The 17,837-nt window shown below is 59.5% G+C and carries 19 protein-coding genes and 1 other RNA gene; 10 read left to right on the forward strand and 10 right to left on the reverse strand.

Translation table 11 applies throughout. The features are described 5' to 3' along the window. Positions 1-398 precede the first annotated feature (398 nt). From msrA to ilvD, 3 genes are all read right to left on the reverse strand, one after another. Positions 399-962, reverse strand: a complete 564-nt coding sequence (gene msrA / locus ACNAZS_RS19210) for a peptide-methionine (S)-S-oxide reductase MsrA (protein ID WP_415792112.1) — start codon at positions 960-962, stop codon at positions 399-401. 123 nt (positions 963-1,085) lie between these two features. Next, the gene (locus ACNAZS_RS19215) at positions 1,086-1,454 is read right to left on the reverse strand and encodes a c-type cytochrome (protein WP_415792113.1); all 369 of its coding nucleotides are present in this window, start codon (positions 1,452-1,454) and stop codon (positions 1,086-1,088) included. A 101-nt stretch (positions 1,455-1,555) separates the two neighbouring features. Next, complete coding sequence (ilvD, locus tag ACNAZS_RS19220) at positions 1,556-3,241, reverse strand: dihydroxy-acid dehydratase (RefSeq protein WP_415792114.1); 1,686 nt, start codon at positions 3,239-3,241, stop codon at positions 1,556-1,558. A 99-nt stretch (positions 3,242-3,340) separates the two neighbouring features. Between ilvD and lgt the strand changes: the two genes are divergently transcribed. Continuing rightward, on the forward strand, positions 3,341-4,138 hold the full coding sequence (lgt, locus tag ACNAZS_RS19225; protein WP_415792115.1) for a prolipoprotein diacylglyceryl transferase: 798 nt from the start codon (positions 3,341-3,343) through the stop codon (positions 4,136-4,138). Here the strand turns inward: lgt and ACNAZS_RS19230 are convergent. The 4 genes from ACNAZS_RS19230 to ACNAZS_RS19245 all read right to left on the reverse strand — a co-directional run bounded on the left by ACNAZS_RS19230 (position 4,104) and on the right by ACNAZS_RS19245 (position 5,946). After that, complete coding sequence (locus ACNAZS_RS19230) at positions 4,104-4,856, reverse strand: SIMPL domain-containing protein (protein ID WP_415792293.1); 753 nt, start codon at positions 4,854-4,856, stop codon at positions 4,104-4,106. The genes lgt and ACNAZS_RS19230 overlap by 35 nt on opposite strands. Positions 4,857-4,936: 80 nt before the next feature. Further along, positions 4,937-5,122, reverse strand: a non-coding RNA gene (gene ssrS, locus ACNAZS_RS19235) — 6S RNA. A gap of 60 nt (positions 5,123-5,182) precedes the next feature. Continuing rightward, positions 5,183-5,485: a cell division protein ZapA gene (locus tag ACNAZS_RS19240; protein ID WP_415792116.1), complete on the reverse strand. Its 303-nt coding sequence runs from the start codon at positions 5,483-5,485 to the stop codon at positions 5,183-5,185. Then, the gene (locus ACNAZS_RS19245) at positions 5,485-5,946 is read right to left on the reverse strand and encodes a hypothetical protein (RefSeq protein WP_415792117.1); all 462 of its coding nucleotides are present in this window, start codon (positions 5,944-5,946) and stop codon (positions 5,485-5,487) included. The genes ACNAZS_RS19240 and ACNAZS_RS19245 overlap by 1 nt, the downstream gene beginning before the upstream one ends. 437 nt (positions 5,947-6,383) lie before the next feature. On the opposite strand from ACNAZS_RS19245, the gene ACNAZS_RS19250 reads away from it, so the two are divergent. The 4 genes from ACNAZS_RS19250 to ACNAZS_RS19265 all read left to right on the forward strand — a co-directional run bounded on the left by ACNAZS_RS19250 (position 6,384) and on the right by ACNAZS_RS19265 (position 10,398). Then, positions 6,384-6,848, forward strand: coding sequence for a tripartite tricarboxylate transporter TctB family protein (locus ACNAZS_RS19250; RefSeq protein WP_415792118.1), 465 nt, complete (start codon positions 6,384-6,386; stop codon positions 6,846-6,848). Positions 6,849-6,867: 19 nt separating this feature from the next. Further along, on the forward strand, positions 6,868-8,373 hold the full coding sequence (locus ACNAZS_RS19255) for a tripartite tricarboxylate transporter permease (RefSeq protein ID WP_415792119.1): 1,506 nt from the start codon (positions 6,868-6,870) through the stop codon (positions 8,371-8,373). A gap of 164 nt (positions 8,374-8,537) precedes the next feature. Beyond that, on the forward strand, positions 8,538-9,443 hold the full coding sequence (locus tag ACNAZS_RS19260; protein WP_415792120.1) for an NAD(P)-dependent oxidoreductase: 906 nt from the start codon (positions 8,538-8,540) through the stop codon (positions 9,441-9,443). A gap of 25 nt (positions 9,444-9,468) precedes the next feature. Continuing rightward, on the forward strand, positions 9,469-10,398 hold the full coding sequence (locus tag ACNAZS_RS19265; protein ID WP_415792121.1) for a LysR family transcriptional regulator: 930 nt from the start codon (positions 9,469-9,471) through the stop codon (positions 10,396-10,398). A 2-nt stretch (positions 10,399-10,400) separates the two neighbouring features. Here the strand turns inward: ACNAZS_RS19265 and ACNAZS_RS19270 are convergent, their stop codons facing one another. The 3 genes from ACNAZS_RS19270 to ACNAZS_RS19280 are packed head-to-tail and all read right to left on the reverse strand — an operon-like array spanning position 10,401 to position 13,225. Then, positions 10,401-11,966 carry a sensor histidine kinase gene (locus ACNAZS_RS19270; protein WP_415792294.1) on the reverse strand — a complete coding sequence of 522 codons (1,566 nt, stop codon included), beginning with the start codon at positions 11,964-11,966 and terminating at the stop codon, positions 10,401-10,403. A 16-nt stretch (positions 11,967-11,982) separates the two neighbouring features. Further along, positions 11,983-12,669 carry a response regulator gene (locus ACNAZS_RS19275; RefSeq protein WP_415792122.1) on the reverse strand — a complete coding sequence of 229 codons (687 nt, stop codon included), beginning with the start codon at positions 12,667-12,669 and terminating at the stop codon, positions 11,983-11,985. Beyond that, positions 12,650-13,225: an RNA pyrophosphohydrolase gene (locus ACNAZS_RS19280; RefSeq protein ID WP_415792295.1), complete on the reverse strand. Its 576-nt coding sequence runs from the start codon at positions 13,223-13,225 to the stop codon at positions 12,650-12,652. The genes ACNAZS_RS19275 and ACNAZS_RS19280 overlap by 20 nt, the downstream gene beginning before the upstream one ends. Before the next feature lie 64 nt (positions 13,226-13,289). On the opposite strand from ACNAZS_RS19280, the gene ACNAZS_RS19285 reads away from it, so the two are divergent. From ACNAZS_RS19285 to tolA, 5 genes are read left to right on the forward strand one after another with little or no spacing between them, the layout of a single operon-like run. Beyond that, a complete protein-coding gene (locus ACNAZS_RS19285) occupies positions 13,290-15,020 on the forward strand; it encodes a proline--tRNA ligase (RefSeq protein WP_415792123.1) in 1,731 nt (576 codons plus the stop codon). 49 nt (positions 15,021-15,069) lie between these two features. After that, complete coding sequence (ybgC, locus tag ACNAZS_RS19290) at positions 15,070-15,492, forward strand: tol-pal system-associated acyl-CoA thioesterase (RefSeq protein ID WP_415792124.1); 423 nt, start codon at positions 15,070-15,072, stop codon at positions 15,490-15,492. Between the two features lie 3 nt (positions 15,493-15,495). Next, the gene (tolQ, locus tag ACNAZS_RS19295; protein WP_415792125.1) at positions 15,496-16,176 is read left to right on the forward strand and encodes a protein TolQ; all 681 of its coding nucleotides are present in this window, start codon (positions 15,496-15,498) and stop codon (positions 16,174-16,176) included. Then, positions 16,176-16,658, forward strand: a complete 483-nt coding sequence (gene tolR / locus ACNAZS_RS19300) for a protein TolR (protein WP_415792126.1) — start codon at positions 16,176-16,178, stop codon at positions 16,656-16,658. The genes tolQ and tolR overlap by 1 nt, the downstream gene beginning before the upstream one ends. Positions 16,659-16,693: 35 nt before the next feature. Continuing rightward, the gene (gene tolA, locus ACNAZS_RS19305) at positions 16,694-17,833 is read left to right on the forward strand and encodes a cell envelope integrity protein TolA (RefSeq protein ID WP_415792127.1); all 1,140 of its coding nucleotides are present in this window, start codon (positions 16,694-16,696) and stop codon (positions 17,831-17,833) included. Positions 17,834-17,837: the final 4 nt, after the last annotated feature.

Raw genomic sequence — 17,837 nt, forward strand, 5'->3', positions numbered from 1 at the left:
CCAGGGTTTACCCTGACCTCACCGACTGCCGAGCCCGAAATATTAACACACTTTTTATCGCCTGCGCAGTGAGATCCTAACAATCATCACCGCCGGTCTCGTGCATCCCTACTCCGGCCCCGCCGCCTGAACACTCGTGTTCCAGCAGCGAAGGAGCGAGACTATAGCACGTATTACAAACGCATGACGGCAAAAGCGGCACTATTTTCTGCAAATCCTCAAAAAAATGGGGACACGCCGCTGATTGCCTACGTATTCCCCTCTTTTTGCCCTATCCAACCGCGCCGTCAGCCACTTTGCTGCCTATATATACAGATTCAACATTCACGCTCTATATCAGGGACGCAACTGCTTGGCGAGGCAGCTTTGAACGGCCCGCACCCTCGCCGGAATGCCCTTTAGACAGATTTTTTCAGTTGGTCGCGGTATAGCTTGCGGAATTTGGCGACCTTGGGGGCGATGACAAACTGGCAATAACCCTGCTCGGGGTGCAGTTCGAAATAGTTGCGGTGATAGTCTTCAGCGGACCAGAAAGTCGCGGGCTCGCGCAGTTGCGTGACCAGCGGGGCGTCATATACGTGTTGGGCTTCGATCTCGGCCATGACGGTCTGGGCCTGCTCGCGCTGTGATGCGTCTTGCCAAAAAATGGCGGATTCGTACTGTGGCCCGACGTCATTACCCTGACGGCCCGGCGTGGTGGGGTCATGGGTAGCGAAAAATACTCTCAGCAAATCGGCGTAAGACAGGATCGCGGGGTCAAATTCGACTCGAGCGACTTCGATATGCCCTGTGTTCTTGCCACACACCTGTTCGTACGTGGGATGATCGACATGGCCGCCGCTATAGCCGGGCAGCACGCTGACCACACCGCGTAAATCGACCAATACGGCCTCGACGCACCAGAAGCAACCGCCGCCAAGAACGGCGACCTCGGTGGCAGGAGAAGAATTTGATTCCGTCATTTTCGCAATTCCTTATTCAAATCAGGCAGGACCGCGGTATCTACTATATAGAGCGCTTCAATATTGTTGGGGCCGCAATACGATCACTCGATAAGGCCCCCTAGATATAGAAGCAATAACGGCCTACTTTGTCGTGGCGGGCGCCAAAGACAATACCCACAGGGCCAGCAAGCGTGCATCGTCTTCGCTAACCTGCGACTGTGCAGGCATGGGGACGGCTCCCCACGCGCTGCGACCGCCGCCGCGGATCTTGTCCGCCAGATATTGCACCGTAGCGCCCCCCTGGTCCGCCGCGGCGTAACGCTCGGCGACACTACGCAAGGGCGGGCCTACCCGCTTGCTATCGATCTGGTGGCATGCCATGCAGGCTTTGCGCTGCGCCAGCGCCAAGCCCTCGGCCTGGCTCAGATCCTGTGCATTAACAGGCGCCGTCCAGGCGACCGCCCAAGCCCCACAGGCGATTACGGTCGCCCAACCACGCTTTACATACATCCGTACTGTCTCAAATTCAAAAAAACGCCGATATGACGTCATCGCCCTTGGACCCACGTTGCCCCTCCCCCTTTGCAGAAGGAGGTTTGTCGCGCAAGTGATCAGGCGTCGAAGGCATCCGTCACCGCCCCACGGCTGGCCGTGCTGGCCAACTTGCCGAACTTGGCCAGCACCCCCCGCGTATAACGCGGTTTGGGCTGCACCCAAGCCTGGCGTCGCGTCGCCATCTCTTCGTCAGAAATATTGAGCTGCAACAACTGTTGATGAGCATCGATGGTAACCGAATCACCCTCTTGAATCAGGGCAATGGGGCCACCGACATAAGCTTCGGGCGCCACATGTCCCACCACCATGCCCCAGGTCCCGCCAGAAAAACGACCGTCAGTGATCAGGCCCACGGTTTCGCCCAACCCCTGCCCAACCAGCGCTGAGGTGGGCGCCAGCATTTCCCGCATGCCCGGCCCGCCTTTAGGACCCTCGTAGCGGATCACCACCACATCGCCGCTTTGAATCTGGCGATCCATGATGGCTTGCATTGCTGCGTCTTCAGAGTCAAAAACGCGTGCGGGACCGGTGATAACGGGATTCTTCAAGCCCGTAATCTTGGCCACGCAGCCCTCTGGCGACAGATTGCCCTTGAGAATGGCCAAGTGCCCCTGGGGATAGAGGGCGCGGTCAATCGAACGAATGACATCCTGATCGGCACGGGGTGTCGCTGGCACATCGGCCAGTGTCTCGGCGATGGTTTTGCCAGTAATGGTGATGCAGTCGCCATGCAACAGGCCCGCGTCCAATAGCAGCTTCATGACTTGCGGGATACCGCCGGCGCGATGCAGATCGGTCGCCACATAGCGCCCCGAAGGCTTTAGATCGCAAATGACCGGCACGCGTCGACGAATACGCTCGAAGTCGTCGATCGTCCACTCCACCTCGGCGGCGTGCGCAATGGCCAGAAAATGCAATACCGCATTGGTCGAGCCGCCGGTCGCCATGATGACGGACACAGCGTTCTCGATGGATTGACGGGTAATGATGTCGCGTGGGCACACGCCACGTCGCACTGCGTCGACCAGCACACGGGCCGACTCTGCGGCCGACACGACTTTTTCGTCATCTTCGTTAGCCATGGTGCTGGAGTACGGCAAGCTCATACCCAGCGCCTCGAAGGCCGAACTCATCGTATTGGCGGTATACATGCCACCGCACGAGCCCGAGCCCGGAATAGCGCATTTTTCGATTTGCTTGAAATCGTCCTGATCCATGCGCCCCATGGTGAACTCGCCCACTGCTTCGAATACCGAGACGATGGTCAAATCCTGGCCCTTATGGCGACCGGGCTTGATGGTGCCGCCATAAACGTAAATACCGGGTACATTGCTGCGCGCTAACGCAATCATGCCGCCGGGCATATTTTTGTCGCAGCCACCGATCACGACGACACCGTCCATCCACTGCCCCTGGACCGCCGTTTCGATACAGTCGGCGATTACTTCGCGCGACACGAGCGAATATTTCATTCCCTCGGTCCCCATGGACATCCCATCGGAAATCGTGGGTGTACCAAAGACCTGAGGATTGGCTTGTGCCGCACGGATGGCATCGATGGCAGCATCCGCCAGACGCTGCAGCCCGCTATTACAGGGAGTAATCGTGGAATGGCCGTTGGCCACACCAATCATGGGGTTATCAAAATCCTTTTCCTGATAACCCAACGCGTAGTACATAGCCCGATTGGGCGCGCGCGCTACGCCATGGGTGATGTGCTTTGAACGTTCATTGTTGGGCATGGTCTGTCTCCGGAGTCTTATCAAGCATTACGTGACTGCACTACGTCGTGACGTCTGTGGCGGTTATTATCAACCCAATCCTTTTTTACGTGGCGGATTATGCTGCACCATCCCGAGTTTGACCCTATTGCCCTACGTCTTGGTCCTGTAGCGATTCATTGGTATGGATTGATGTACCTGGCGGGATTCGCGCTGGTTTATTTGCTGGGCCGCTGGCGCCTGACACGCGGCCATACGCCAGAACTCAACACGCGCGACCTGGAAGACCTGATTTTTTATAGTGTTCTGGGCGTGGTGCTGGGAGGACGGCTGGGCTACGTTTTATTTTATAAGCCCGGCTATTACCTGAGCCATCCCCTGGAGATCTTGTATCTCTGGGAGGGCGGAATGTCGTTTCACGGCGGCCTGATTGGCGTGATTCTCGTCATGGTGCTGTTTGCCCGTAAAAAAGGCTTGTCATTCTTTCAGGTCAGCGATTTCATCGCGCCGTTGATCCCCCTGGGGCTGGGCGCCGGGCGGTTGGGCAACTTTATCAATGGCGAACTCTGGGGCCGCCCCAGCGATGTGCCCTGGGCGATGGTGTTCCCGCAATCGGGCAGCGATTTACCGCGACACCCCTCGCAACTCTACGAGTTGGGCCTGGAAGGTATCGTGCTCTTTGTATTACTGTGGTGGTTTTCGAGCAAACGCAGGCCCACCGGGCAAGTCAGCGCGCTGTTCTTGATAGGCTATGGCGCGTTCCGCTTTTTGGTGGAGTTTACGCGCGAGCCGGATGATTTCCTGGGCTTGCTTGCCGGCGGCATGAGCATGGGACAATGGCTGTCCCTGCCCATGGTGGCGTTCGGCGTCGCGCTCCTGTTCTTTAGCGCAAATCGACAGTCCCGTTCACCGCGATAGTGACGGTGACCTTGCCGGCCTCGAGCGGCACATCGGCGTAGTCGCTCTGACTGCCCTTGGCCATCGCGGCCATGGGGCGCGGCACGGGTACCGCTGAACCACCACCACTTAGCTCCAGATGCTTCACATGATAGGCGCCAAACCCGAAGGCGGTGGCCGCGGCCTGCGCACGCGCACGGAAGGCATCGGCCGCCTGCTTCAGCAATTTTTCTTCGGCAGCCTGGCGAGCCTCGCGCGACAACGAGAAACTGATCTGCGAAATAGCCGCTTTGTCGGATAACTGTGTCGCCAATGCCGAGGCGGCGGCGAAATCTTTGGATTCCAGCGTGATTTCTCCGCGAGCGCGCCAATTTTCGATTTTGCCTTTGTCGTTGGTGGTGGGCCAGACGTTGTAGCCACTGGTCCGAACCTCGATGCCTTTGGCTCCCTTGGTGCGTTTGACTGCATCGTCCAGCGCGGCCGTCAAGTCAGTCGTCGCCTTGGATTGCGACGCTGCCTCGAACTCGGCGGCCAGCGTAATGCGCACGATGTCTTGCTCGACCTCGCTGGCGGCGGACGCCTGCAAGGTCAACGTAGGCGCACCTGTAGTGGATGCCACTTGTGGGGCGAGCTGAGGTTGAGAGGACTGAGCCAGCGCCAGCGGCGCGGCCAACAAGGCAAAGGCGGCGCAACACGCAGCCGCGACACGATTCAATGAAGACACGCCGGAAGTGTGCATCATGGCAACCTATAGGGGAGATGGGAAGGAAAGCAGACTATCTGGTGCGGACCTGAGACGACGCACAGGCCCGCACAAATAGATGCCCCGCCTGTGCCGTCTAGGCCGGCATCTCGAACCGTGAGGTTCAAGGTGGTCGCGATCCGTTGAGCATCGGGTTCGTCTACGAAGAGACAATCACTCCCGCTCACCATTCACGCAACCAATATGCCAAAAGACATAGGTTCAGAGAGTGTATGGCCAATTCACGAGCACGGCAGGGACAAACTGAAAAACATCAAAACATGCGTGATACCGACACGCCGGGGGCCGAAGCCCGGTACTAGCTAACCCCGATTGGACAACGCGTCATCAAGCAGGGAGTTCATGTGCTCGATTCTACTCTTGAACTCACCCACCGCCAAACCTCCTAGTGGACCATCTGGCGCTTTCATGGCTAATAGTTCGCTAGCCACCTGCAATGCGGCCATCACTGCGATGCGCTCGTTGCTGGAAACCTTGCCTGAGCCCTGAATGCGCAGCATGAGCTGATCGACATGCCGTACGGCCGCCATCAAGGCAGGCTTTTCGTCGCTGGAGCATGCGAGGGAATAATCGCGCCCCAGAATGGTGACATCAACACGTTCCATTAGGGTTGCGCTCCGGAGGGTTGTTCTTCGGCGGCTGCACCAGGCAGGCGTGCCAAGACCGTATCGATACGTTCGCGCGCGGCATCCGTCGCGACGCGTAGACGCTGGAGATCCGTATCGCGCTCATTGAGATTACTCAGTAACTCTGCCTCGCGGGTCTGGGCGCGCGTCTCGGATGTTTGCCGCTCTGACGCCTCGCGAGCGAGTTGCGCGCGTAGATCGTTTTCCGCCTGACGCGCCTCGGACAGCAGGTCGTCGACCGTTCCGTCGTGCTCCTGCAATTTAGTTTGCAGTGTCAGGATTTCGGCCTGACGCTCGTTGCAACGCTGTTCGAGCGCACGCTGAGCGGCTTCGCTTTGGCTCAAGCTGACACGCAACGCATCACGCTCGGCTTGAAGTTGCCGGGTACGTTGCACCAATTGCCCGATACGGGCGGCGAGTTGATCTAAGTCTTGCAGCATGGGCGGTATCGTAAACCATCCGGGCGTCGCCCGGGAGGACGTACGCAACGAGAGAAAACTAGCAATATTCTGTAGGACTTAAGCGCCGAACAGAATTAAGACATACCAAAGAATTCTGACACAGCACTTGCGTTACCGCCAATCCGTGCTCCGAGGCTGCTCAGCCTTTCGCAGGTCTTTCTATTTACTTTCAATTTGCTTTCATTTCAGGACCATTATGCCCTGAGGTTACAACTTGGGTGCCCATTCTAGGGAAAACCCCATCCGCCTAGCCGATGACTTGGGTTTGCAGGTCCCAGCCCCTTCGCTACCATGCGGCCTGCTCAAAAAAAGCGTGTTTCGAATTCAGAAAAATCGAGCAGCACCAGAAATCGCGCTTGAGCGCCGTTCGTTGAACGGTCAGGTTTTAACTCACATGCTGTAAATAGGAGCAAACCATGCAGCTAAGGAATAAGCAAGATTTCTGGTCGGGAGTGATGTTCGCACTCATCGGCCTGGGATTTGCCTTTAAAGCCGCCGAGTACTCCATGGGTACGTCCGCCCGCATGGGCCCGGGTTACTTTCCCTTTTGGCTCGGGATCTGTCTGGCCATCTTGGGTGCGGTAGTCGCTCTTGGCGCACTGTCGCCCAAAGCGGAAGAAACCACCATCGACAAGTTCGACTTCAAGATTCTCTTGATCATCATCGGCTCTGTCGTGCTGTTCGGCGTGCTGCTGCGTCCGCTGGGTCTCTACGTCTCACTGTTCCTGCTGGTCGTGCTCAGTAGCCTTGCCAGCTACGAATTCAGCTGGCGTGTCGCATTGCTTAACGCAATTTTCCTGGTCGCGTTCTGCTGGCTGGCGTTTATCAAAGGCCTGGGGCTGATTTTCCCGTTGTGGCCGTCGTTTCTCGGCATGAACTAAAACAAGGGAAGACAAGATCATGGAATTGATGGACAACCTGATGCTCGGATTTTCCGTAGCATTCACTCCCGAAAACCTGCTGTACGCCTTGCTGGGCTGCATTTTGGGCACCCTGGTTGGCGTTTTGCCAGGCCTGGGCCCCGTCCCCACCATCGCGATGTTGCTGCCAATCACGTACGTGCTGCCCCCGGTGGCCGGCCTGATCATGCTGGCAGGTATTTACTACGGTACCCAGTACGGCGGCTCCACCACCGCGATTCTGGTCAACCTGCCAGGCGAAACATCGGCCGTGGTGACCGTGCTGGACGGCCACCAGATGGCGCGTAATGGACGGGCCGGCGCGGCACTGTCCATCGCCGCCGTGGGCTCGTTCTTCGCCGGTAGCGTCACGACCATGCTGATCGCCGCCTTCGCGCCCCCCTTGGCCGAAGTCGCCTTCAAGTTCGGCCCCGCCGAGTACTTCTCACTGATGACCCTGGGCCTCATCGGCGCCGTGGTGTTGGCCTCGGGCTCGCTGCCCAAGGCCATCTGCATGATCTTGCTGGGTCTGCTGCTGGGCATGGTGGGCACGGACGTCAACTCGGGCGTGGCCCGCTACGACTTCGGCATCCCCGAATTGCAAGACGGTATCGACTTTGCCATCGTGGCCATGGGCGTGTTCGGTTTTGCCGAAATCCTGGCCAACCTCGAGCAGAAAGAAAACCGCGTCGAACTCGAAGACAAGATCGGCTCGCTATACCCCAGCAGGCAGGAAATTCGAGAGTCCGTGCCGGCTATCATCCGTGGCACGGCCTTGGGTTCAATACTGGGGATTCTGCCTGGCGGCGGTTCGGTGCTGTCGGCCTTTGCGTCCTACACCCTGGAAAAGAAGATCTCCAAGGAACCGGAACGCTTCGGTAAGGGCCACCCGGCCGGTCTGGCAGGCCCCGAGTCGGCCAACAACGCCGGCGCGCAGGCGTCGTTCATCCCGCTGCTGACCCTGGGTATCCCGGGCAACGCCGTGATGGCGCTGATGGTTGGTGCCATGACTATCCACAACATTCAGCCCGGCCCGCAGGTCATGACCAGCCACCCGGAACTGTTCTGGGGTCTGGTTGCCTCGATGTGGATCGGTAACCTGATGCTGGTGGTGCTGAACCTGCCGCTGATCGGCGTGTGGGTCAAGCTGCTGAAGGTGCCCTACCGCATCCTGTTCCCGGCCATTCTGGTGTTCTGCACGATCGGGGTGTATTCGTTGAACTACAACACGTTCGACATCTTCATCACGGCGATCTTCGGTGTGGTGGGCTATATCTGGGCGAAACTGAAGTGCGAAGGCGCCCCGCTGCTGCTGGGCCTGGTGTTGGGCCCCATGATGGAAGAAAACTTCCGTCGCGCCCTGCTGCTGTCGCGTGGTGACTTCTTCACCTTTGTCGAACGTCCGCTGTCGGCATCGCTGCTGGGCGCCGCACTCATCTTGGTGGTGCTGGTCGCTCTGCCGTCGATTCGCAAAAAGCGTCAGGAAACCTTCGTCGAAGAAGGCTAAGGCCCGCTCTAAAGCCCGTCCATCAAGGTGGCGGGTATATTGGGAAAATCATGCCAGGCACCGAAAGGGCCTGGCTTTTTTTTACCACTAGAGGGCCGAGCGATCCGCTGATTGCGGTAACGTTCAGGTTTGCGCTTTTGACACACACAACCCGGAGACTCGGTATGGCATCCATCGGTTCCAAAGATTACGACAAGGTCGTATCCCAAAAAGTCGCTTTTCTTGGCTTGGGCGTTATGGGCTTTCCCATGGCAGGGCACTTGGCGAAAGCCGGTCATGAGGTGACGGTTTACAACCGCACCGAAGCCAAGGCCAAAGCCTGGGCGCAAGAGTTCGGCGGCAAGAGTGCCCCCACCCCGCGCGAAGCGGTCGCCGGCGCGCAAATCGTCTTTGCCTGCGTGGGTAACGACGACGATCTGCGCAGCGTGGTGCTAGGCGAAGACGGCGCTTATGCCGGTATGGCGCCAGGCGCGATTTTTGTCGATCACACCACCGCATCGGCTGACGTCGCGCGTGAGCTCTACGCCCAGGCGCGTGAACAACGCCTGCAATTCGTGGATGGCCCAGTGTCGGGCGGCCAGGCAGGGGCGGTCAATGGTGTGCTGACCGTGATGTGCGGCGGCGACCAGGAAGCATTCGACGTCGTCAAGCCGATCGCCCACGCCTACGGTCGCGCGGTTACCCGAGTGGGCGCCGCTGGCGCCGGCCAATTGGCCAAAATGGTGAACCAGGTCTGCATTGCCGGAATCGTACAGGGACTGTCCGAGGCCATTGCCTTTGGTAAAGCGGCCGACCTGGACATGAAGCTAGTGCTGGATGTCATCAGCAAAGGCGCTGCGCAAAGCTGGCAAATGGAAAACCGTGGTGGCACCATGGTCGACGACAAATTCGATTTCGGCTTTGCCGTGGACTGGATGCGCAAGGATCTGGGCCTCGTGTTGTCCGAAGCCCGAAATAATGGCGCCCGCCTGCCACTGACGGCATTGGTGGACCAGTTCTATGGCGATGTACAAAAGGCAGGTGGTGGCCGTTGGGATACCTCCAGCCTAATTACGCGCCTGCGAGACTGAGCTCACAACCCGCACTGAATCCGCCATGCAAGATCTGAACGACCTGTTTTATTTTTCTCAGGTAGTGGAGCACGGCGGTTTCAGTGCCGCGGCACGGGCACTGGACATCCCCAAGTCGCGCCTGTCCCGCCGCATTGCCCAACTAGAAGAATCGCTGGGCGTGCGGCTGTTGCAGCGCACGACGCGGCGTCTGCGCCTGACGCTAGCCGGCGAACGTTATCTGCATTATTGCCGAGAGATGACCGCCTCTGCACGCGCCGCGCAAGAGGCGATGCAGCAATTGCAATCGCAACCCTGCGGGCCTGTCGTCATTAGTTGCCCCATCTCTATCGCGCAACAAATGCTGGCGCCGCTCTTGCCCGAGTTTATGGACGCCTGGCCATCGGTATCCGTACAGGTGCTCGCGACCAACCGCCGTGTCGACCTGATTCGCGAAGGTGTCGATCTGGCGCTACGCGTACGCACGCGTCTGGATACGGATGCGGAACTGGTGGTAAGACATTTGGGCGAAGACGTCGGCACCCTCGTCGCAAGCCCTGCGTACCTGCAGCGCCACGGGACGCCCGCCACGCCACACGATCTGTCTGCACATGCCACGTTGAGTTTCAATGACCCGCAAACCGACGTACGTTGGCGCCTGCGCAATGAGACGCTCGGCGATGAAGTGCAGGTGTCGGTGCAAACGCGATTGTCCTGCAATGATTTCATCGTCCTGACCGAAGCGGCCGTGCGGGGTCGGGGGATCGCCTTGCTACCCAGCGTGGCCACGTACGAAGCGCTACGCCAGGGACAGTTGTTGCAGGTATTACCGGGATGGGGCTCGCCAACAGGTATTGTGCATTGCATCTACCCATCGCGCCGCGGAATGGCACCCGCCGTCCGGGCCCTCTTGGACTTTATTTCGGAACGGCTACCGGGTTTGTATGCCCGAACGAAAACCAGCGATCACGCTTGATGCTACGTGACCGTGCCATGGCTCGAACCAGCCTCGATGCCTCGAGGCATCGCCAGCGGCAACCACAGTACGGCCGCCAGCCCCACACCGCCCTGTGCATTGGGCTCGCCATCACGCAGCATAATGTCACCATCATTACGACGCGCATAAGCACGAGCAATGGATAACCCCAATCCTGACCCCGACGAGATCGAAGGACGCCCGGGCCCCAAGCGGTCGAATCGCGCAAACGCTCGGCCGCGTGACGCCGCATCAATGCCCGGGCCGTTATCAGAGACAGAGACCTCGGCCCGATCGCCCACCACCGCGGCGGCAACGGTAATCCGGGCGCCAACAGGCGCGTAATGAATCGCATTGTGCAGCAAATTTGCCAACGCCTCGTGCAGCTCGGCTTCGCTACCTAGCACCGGTAGCGTCAGCAAGGCCGACTCGCCAATCACTGCCGTCACACCCGAGCCCTCAATGGCCTCGGATGCACTTGGCATACCCGCTGCCACGTCCGCGACGTTGGCCGCCACCCAACCCAAATCCTGATGTTTTTCGTGCGACAGCGGCAAGTATTGCAGGACCACGTTGCGCGCGACCTCGCTCAAATCCAGCAACTGGCGAGTGGGCGCCTCGTTCTGACTGGCGTGTGCCAATGACAGCAACTGTTCAGTCAAGCGACGGGTGCGGCCCAACTGATCCACTATCGCGCGCAGCCCCTCTTGAGCGCGATTGTGGTCGGGTTCACGCAGGGCATATTGTGCCTGCGTGAGCATGATGGCCAGCGGGGTACGCAACTGATGCGAGGCGTCGGCCAAAAAGTGGGACTGTTCGTCCAGCACTCGTCGATGCCGCTCAATGTGGTAATTCACGGCCTCGACCAAGGGGACTACCTCGCTTGGCACACGCGAGGCGTCCAGCGACGTCATGTCGTCAGGTGAGCGGGTACGAATGTCGTTGCGCAACCGGGTCAGTGGCCGCAATGACCAGGCGACTCCCCACCACACCAGGATTGCCACCAATGCCAACATGCGTGCATCGCGCAATAACTCCTGACGTCGCGCGGCGCCTTCGGCCAGCAAACGGCGGCCGATGCTTTCGGCCACCAACACCAGTACCTGACGATGTTGTCCGCGGTAATACAAATCGCGCGCCACGGCTACCACCCGCACGGGATCGTCGCGATAAACGCTGTTAAAGAAAATCGGTGCGCCCCCTGACGTCGGCCAGGTGGGAGGCCTTGGCAATTCGGGCATACCCGCCAATGTCCGCCCAGTGCCAGGCACAGAGGTAGCGCCCTCCGGCATCGGCGGATCGATTTCCTCGATGCGGAAATATTTACGCAAACCCGCCTTGGACTCGAGAACGACCTGCGCATACACGGGGGTTGTCACGGCCAGCGTGCCATCGTCGGTGAATTCGATACTGCTTTCCAGCACCCGTGCCGGCTCTAGCAGCGCGCTATCGTAAGCCTCGTTGGTGATGGCGGCCAAGGTCCGGTAGTCGTTCCAGCTGTCGATAACCAACAGCAGAATCACCCCGGGCAGCAGCAAGGTGATCAACAGGGTACGTATGCCGATCATCGGCATACGAAAACGATCAGTGCTCGGCAGTTTCACTCGTGCTGCTTTCTAACATGTACCCTAGACCGCGCACGGTCACGATACGCACATCGCTGCCTGCCAGTTTCTTGCGCAATCGGTGCAACACGACCTCGATTGCATCCAGGCTGGACCCGCTATCCTGAGTGAAAACCTTGTCGAAGAGCTGGATCTTGTCGACCGGATAGCCACTGCGTGTGAGCAGCGCCACGAGCGTAGCGTGTTCGCGAGGCGTAAGCAGCAGCAACACGCCATCCAGCGTAAAAGCGCGGCTTTCCCCGTCATAAGAAAGGGAGCCGCATTGCAATCGCGGCTGCTGTCGACCCCGGCTGCGCCGCACCAGCGCCGCCACCCGGGCTTCGAGCTCCTCGAGGGCGAACGGCTTGGTCAGGAAGTCATCGGCGCCAAGATTGAGGCCGCGCACCCGGTCCTGCAATGCCCCCTGCGCCGTCAACAACAGGACGGGCGTGCGGTCGTCGCGACTGCGCATATCTCGCAGCACCACCAGCCCGTGCTTGTCAGGCAACCGCAAATCCATGACGATCGCGTCGTACTCGTGAGTGGTCATCAGCGCCTCGGCGCTACGCGCATCCGGCGCATGGTCGGGCGTGAACCCGCTTTGCGCAAGCGCCCGTACTAGCCACGATGCCATTTCGAGCTCGTCTTCAACCAACAATATGCGCATGGCCGTCAGGTTCGGCAGATAAATTGTCGCCCGCGCGTGCCGGGCCGTGGACCCGTTGGCGGAGATAGCGGGTTTCGTGCTGGCGCCGGAACAGGACGCTGGAGAGTTCGTTCAGGGCAAGGGTGTAGACTTCGCGCTTGAACTCGATCACCGCATCCAGTGGCACCCAGTATTGACTCCAACGCCAAGCGTCGAACTCCGGATGCGGCGTGGCGCGCAGACATACGTCGCAGTCACGCCCCACAAGGCGCAACAAAAACCAGATCTGCTTTTGACCTTTATAGTGCCCACGCCACTCACGCCGGACAAAGTGATCCGGCACGTTATAGCGCAGCCAATCGCGTGTGCGCCCCAAAATACGGACATGTTCAGGCTTTAAGCCTACTTCTTCGTGGAGCTCGCGATACATGGCCTGCACCGGACTTTCGCCGTATTTGATGCCGCCCTGTGGAAACTGCCATGCATGTTCCCGGATTCGCTTGCCCCAAAAGACCTCGTTTTTACTATTGACGAGAATAATGCCGACATTGGGACGGTAGCCTTCACGATCAAGCATGGCCACCCCCACCAAATTCAATACAATTACAGTCAATTATACGTATCCGTAGCCACCTATAACTATGCGCGCATCTACCTACCACTTAAACACGCTGAAAGAAGCCCCCTCCGAAGCCGAGGTCGTCAGCCACCAACTGATGACACGGGCCGGCATGATCCGCAAGTTAGCGGGCGGCATTTACACCTATATGCCCCTGGGTTTGAAGGTCATCCGCAAAATCGAGGCCATTGTCCGCGAAGAGATGAACGCGGCGGGAGGCATCGAATTATTGATGCCCATCGTCCAGCCCGCCGAGCTCTGGCAAGAATCCGGGCGCTGGGTGCAATATGGCCCCGAGCTGCTGCGCATGAAAGATCGCCATCAACGCGACTTTGTCTTGCAGCCCACCTCGGAAGAGGTCATTACCGATATCGCGCGCAACGAAATTCACAGCTATCGGCAATTGCCACTGAATTTCTATCACATCCAAACGAAATTCCGTGACGAACGTCGTCCGCGCTTCGGGCTCATGCGTGGCCGCGAATTCACCATGAAGGACGCCTACTCGTTCGACCGCGACGAGGCCTGCGCCCAGCAAAGCTACGACCGGATGTTTGACGCCTACATGCGTATCTTCAGCCGGTTGGGCCTGGAGTTCCGCGCCGTCGCGGCCGACACCGGGTCGATCGGCGGGTCGCGCAGCCATGAGTTCCAGGTCATTGCCGATACCGGCGAAGACCTGCTCGTGTACAACCCAGATTCCCAGTACGCGGCCAATATTGAGTTGGCCGAGGCGCCGGGCCTGCTGGCCGAGCGCGCCGCCGCCGTCCAGCCCCTGCAAGCCACCCCCACTCCCGGCGCCGCCAAGTGCGAAGACGTCGCCAAGCTGCTGGGGCTGCCCCTGGAGCGCACGCTGAAGTCCCTGGTCCTGGCCACCGAGCCCGAACCCGGCAAAGTCCAGATTTGGCTGCTGATGCTGCGCGGCGACCACGAGCTTAACGAAGTCAAAGTCGGCAAATTACCAGGGCTGTCGGACTTTCGCTTTGCCACAGAATCAGAGATCGTCGAGCATTTCGGCTGCAAACCCGGCTATCTGGGACCTATCGGCACGACACTGCCGGTACACGTCGTGGCAGACCGGACCGTCGCCAACATGGCTGACTTTGTCTGTGGCGCCAATCGCGAAGACTTTCATTACACCGGAGCCAACTGGGGACGCGACCTGCCCGAACCCGAGCTCGTGGCGGATCTGCGCAATGCGGTCGAAGGAGATCCGTCCCCGGATGGATCTGGTCACTTGAGGATCCAGCGCGGCATCGAAGTGGGCCACGTATTTTTCCTGGGTACCAAGTACTCCGAAGCCCTCAAGGCGACGTTCCTGGACGAAACCGGCAAGCCCGCGACCCTGCAGATGGGCTGCTACGGTATCGGCGTCACCCGAATCGCCGGCGCGGCGATCGAACAGAACCATGACGCTCGCGGGATCCTCTGGCCTCGCGCCATCGCCCCGTTTGAGGTCGTGATTTGCCCGGTAGGCTGGGGGAAAAATGAAACTGTTCGTAACCAAGCCGTAAAGCTTTATGACGAATTACGTGCCCGTGGTGTGGACGTCATCCTGGATGATCGTGACTCCCGGCCGGGGGTAATGTTCGCTGAATGGGAGCTGATAGGCGTGCCTTTGCGCGTAACAGTTGGAGAGCGCGGCCTCAAGGACGGTGTGGTGGAATTGCAAGCCCGTCACGAAAGTGACGCCGTAAAGATTCCGGTCGACTCAGCCCTGGCTCAGGTGCTGGACAAACTGGAAACGCTGTAGACTGCCCAGCCTGATAAGCCAGGTGTGCCCATAAGGCTGCTATTTCACTGTGATTGAATCGAATCTCACCGAATCCACCCTGAAAGTCCGTGTCTATTACGAAGACACGGACGCAGGTGGCGTGGTGTTTTATGCCAACTATTTGAAATTCCTGGAACGCGCCCGAACGGAATGGCTGCGCGAACTGGGCGTCGAGCAGTCGGCGTTGGCAGTCCAAGAGGGGCGGATGTTTGTCGTCCACTCGCTGGACATGACTTACCGCAAGCCCGCACGGCTCGATGATTTCATTACCATACGCAGCCGTATCACCCGAGTGGGCCGCGCGTCGATACATTTCGAACAACGTGCGGAACGTGACGGAGAACTGCTCGCTCATGGCAATATCCAAGTCTGCTGTGTCGATGCCGCGCAACTGCGTCCGGCGGCTTTACCAGCTATCGTACGTACTAAATTGGAATCCCTTCAGGAATAACCCATGCAAGTCACCAACGACATGTCGTTGCTTTCGCTGATCACGCAAGCCAGTATCCCCGTCCAGCTCATCATGTTGCTGTTGCTGGTCATATCCATCATGTCCTGGACATATATCTTTGCCAAGCGGCTGGCGATCAAGCGCGCTCACGCGCAAACCCGCCGCTTCGAAGATGATTTCTGGTCTGGCGGCGATCTGTCCATGTTGCAGCAGGCGGTCGCCAGCCGCCGCGACGAACAAGGCGCCCTGGCACGTATATTCGATGCCGGCATGACCGAATTCCTGAAAGCGCGTCGTACTCATGCCACTGGCGACGTCAACGCGATCCTCGACGGTCCGCGCCGCGCCATGCGTGCCGCCTACCAACGCGAGATGGACTCTCTCGAATCGCACCTGAACTTCCTGGCATCGGCCGGCTCGGTCAGCCCGTATATCGGCCTGCTGGGTACAGTGTGGGGCATCATGCACGCGTTCATTGGCCTGTCGAATATGCAGCAAGCCACGCTGGCCTCAGTCGCTCCCGGCATTGCCGAGGCCCTGATCGCCACGGCCATCGGCTTGTTCGCGGCGATTCCTGCCGTGGTGGCCTATAACCGCTATACGCACGACATCGACCGCTTGTCGATCCGCTTCGACAGTTTTGTCGATGAGTTCCTGAACATCCTTCAACGCCAGGTGCGCTGATGTCTTCGTTACGGTCGCACGGCCGCGCGGGCCGACGCATGAAGGCCGACATCAATGTGGTGCCCTACATTGATGTCATGCTCGTGTTGCTGGTGATTTTCATGGTCACCGCCCCCTTGATCACCCCAGGCTTGATCAACCTGCCCTCGGTCGGTCAGGCCTCGGAGGTACCCGCCACGCCGCTCGAAGTACAGATATCCGAAGACGGTCAACTCGCGCTTCGCATGCGCGAGGCCGGCGCCACCATGCAGGACATTCCGCGTGACCAGCTCGTTGACCAGGTCCGTCAGCGCATCACCGCCGAAACGCCCGTCGTGATCGCCGCCGACGGCAAAGTCCCCTACGAAACCGTGGTCAAGGTCATGGACGAGTTGCGCAGCAATGGCGTCACGCGCTTGGGTCTCCTGGTCGACCAGGGTCAGGGCGAGGCCGCTGCCCCGCCATCGACCCAACCCGTGCCAAAGGAAACCAAAAGGCGTTGACGCGCTAATTCGCGCCGCCTTTGCAACGCTTGCTTATGACTCCACCCCTTTTTCAACACGACAGCACCAAGCCACACTCGCCGGCGGCGCAGGATAATCGCAAGGCATTCGGCCTCGCGATCCTGGCGCACCTGCTGTTGCTGGTCGTCCTGATTTTTGGCGTCAGCTGGCGCACGGAACCGCCCGGCCCTGTTCAGGTAGAACTGTGGGCCGACGGCGATACGCCCAACTCCCGGCCACCTGAAGAGCAACCCGACGAGCCCGAGGTCAAACCGGAGCCCCAGCCTGAGCCGGAACCCGCGCCGGAGCCCCCTCCCGAGCCCGAGCCTGAGCCGGAACCCGCGCCGCCTGCTCCACCGCCCAAGCCGCCCGTAGTAGAGCAACCTCAACCCGACCCTGAAATCGCGTTGGAGGCTGCCCGCAAGAAACGTGAAGAGGAAGAAAAAGCGCGTTTGGCTGCTGAGGCCGCCGAGGAAAAGGCGCGTCTCGAAGAAGAGCGTAAACAGGCCGAACTGAAAGAAAAACAGCGCCTGGAGCAAGAACGCAAGGCGGCGGAGAAAGCCGCTGCCGAGAAAAAGGCTGCTGAGAAAAAGGCCGCCGAGAAGGCGGCTACTGAAAAAGCTGCTGCGGAAAAGGCGGCTGCTGAAAAAGCCGCTGCGGAGAAAAAAGCGGCCGAGAAGGCTGCCGCCGAGAAGAAAGCCGCTGCGGAAAAGGCGGCTGCTGAAAAGGCGGCTGCCGAGAAAGCTGCCGCCGAGAAGAAGGCTGCCGCAGCCAAAGCCGCTGCCGCCAAAAAGGCCGCCGCGGACAAGGCCTTGCGCGACGCCATGCGCGGCGATGCCCTGGGCGCCGCCGGCATCCCTGGCGGCACGGCCGATCGCAACCAGCAAGGCGGAGGCCGCGACTCTGGCTATGGCGCCAAGGTCCGTAGTTGTGTCCGCCCTGGCGTCGTATTTGATACCCCGCCTCGCAGTGGCTCATCTAACCCAACAGCACAATACCGGGTACAGTTGAGTTCGGACGGCAAGGTCAAGGGGCTTAACCTGACCAACTCGTCGGGCAACTCGGTTTTCGATCGTGCGGTCGAGACGGGTATCCGTCGCTGCAACCCGTTCCCCAAACCCTCGACAGGTGGGTATCCGCCTGTCATTGATGTCGTGTACCGTATGTATGACTGACAGG

The organism is Bordetella tumulicola, from assembly GCF_965138755.1.
GTDB lineage: Bacteria > Pseudomonadota > Gammaproteobacteria > Burkholderiales > Burkholderiaceae_B > Bordetella_A > Bordetella_A tumulicola.

What these genes read in the sequence shown, in the direction of transcription:
- msrA (WP_415792112.1), bottom strand. Translation starts at nt 962, where the DNA reads ATGACGGAATCAAATTCTTCTCCTGCCACCGAGGTCGCCGTTCTTGGC.
- ACNAZS_RS19215 (WP_415792113.1), bottom strand. Translation starts at nt 1,454, where the DNA reads ATGTATGTAAAGCGTGGTTGGGCGACCGTAATCGCCTGTGGGGCTTGG.
- ilvD (WP_415792114.1), bottom strand. Translation starts at nt 3,241, where the DNA reads ATGCCCAACAATGAACGTTCAAAGCACATCACCCATGGCGTAGCGCGC.
- lgt (WP_415792115.1), top strand. Translation starts at nt 3,341, where the DNA reads ATGCTGCACCATCCCGAGTTTGACCCTATTGCCCTACGTCTTGGTCCT.
- ACNAZS_RS19230 (WP_415792293.1), bottom strand. Translation starts at nt 4,856, where the DNA reads ATGCACACTTCCGGCGTGTCTTCATTGAATCGTGTCGCGGCTGCGTGT.
- ACNAZS_RS19240 (WP_415792116.1), bottom strand. Translation starts at nt 5,485, where the DNA reads ATGGAACGTGTTGATGTCACCATTCTGGGGCGCGATTATTCCCTCGCA.
- ACNAZS_RS19245 (WP_415792117.1), bottom strand. Translation starts at nt 5,946, where the DNA reads ATGCTGCAAGACTTAGATCAACTCGCCGCCCGTATCGGGCAATTGGTG.
- ACNAZS_RS19250 (WP_415792118.1), top strand. Translation starts at nt 6,384, where the DNA reads ATGCAGCTAAGGAATAAGCAAGATTTCTGGTCGGGAGTGATGTTCGCA.
- ACNAZS_RS19255 (WP_415792119.1), top strand. Translation starts at nt 6,868, where the DNA reads ATGGAATTGATGGACAACCTGATGCTCGGATTTTCCGTAGCATTCACT.
- ACNAZS_RS19260 (WP_415792120.1), top strand. Translation starts at nt 8,538, where the DNA reads ATGGCATCCATCGGTTCCAAAGATTACGACAAGGTCGTATCCCAAAAA.
- ACNAZS_RS19265 (WP_415792121.1), top strand. Translation starts at nt 9,469, where the DNA reads ATGCAAGATCTGAACGACCTGTTTTATTTTTCTCAGGTAGTGGAGCAC.
- ACNAZS_RS19270 (WP_415792294.1), bottom strand. Translation starts at nt 11,966, where the DNA reads ATGATCGGCATACGTACCCTGTTGATCACCTTGCTGCTGCCCGGGGTG.
- ACNAZS_RS19275 (WP_415792122.1), bottom strand. Translation starts at nt 12,669, where the DNA reads ATGCGCATATTGTTGGTTGAAGACGAGCTCGAAATGGCATCGTGGCTA.
- ACNAZS_RS19280 (WP_415792295.1), bottom strand. Translation starts at nt 13,225, where the DNA reads ATGCTTGATCGTGAAGGCTACCGTCCCAATGTCGGCATTATTCTCGTC.
- ACNAZS_RS19285 (WP_415792123.1), top strand. Translation starts at nt 13,290, where the DNA reads ATGCGCGCATCTACCTACCACTTAAACACGCTGAAAGAAGCCCCCTCC.
- tolQ (WP_415792125.1), top strand. Translation starts at nt 15,496, where the DNA reads ATGCAAGTCACCAACGACATGTCGTTGCTTTCGCTGATCACGCAAGCC.
- tolR (WP_415792126.1), top strand. Translation starts at nt 16,176, where the DNA reads ATGTCTTCGTTACGGTCGCACGGCCGCGCGGGCCGACGCATGAAGGCC.
- tolA (WP_415792127.1), top strand. Translation starts at nt 16,694, where the DNA reads ATGACTCCACCCCTTTTTCAACACGACAGCACCAAGCCACACTCGCCG.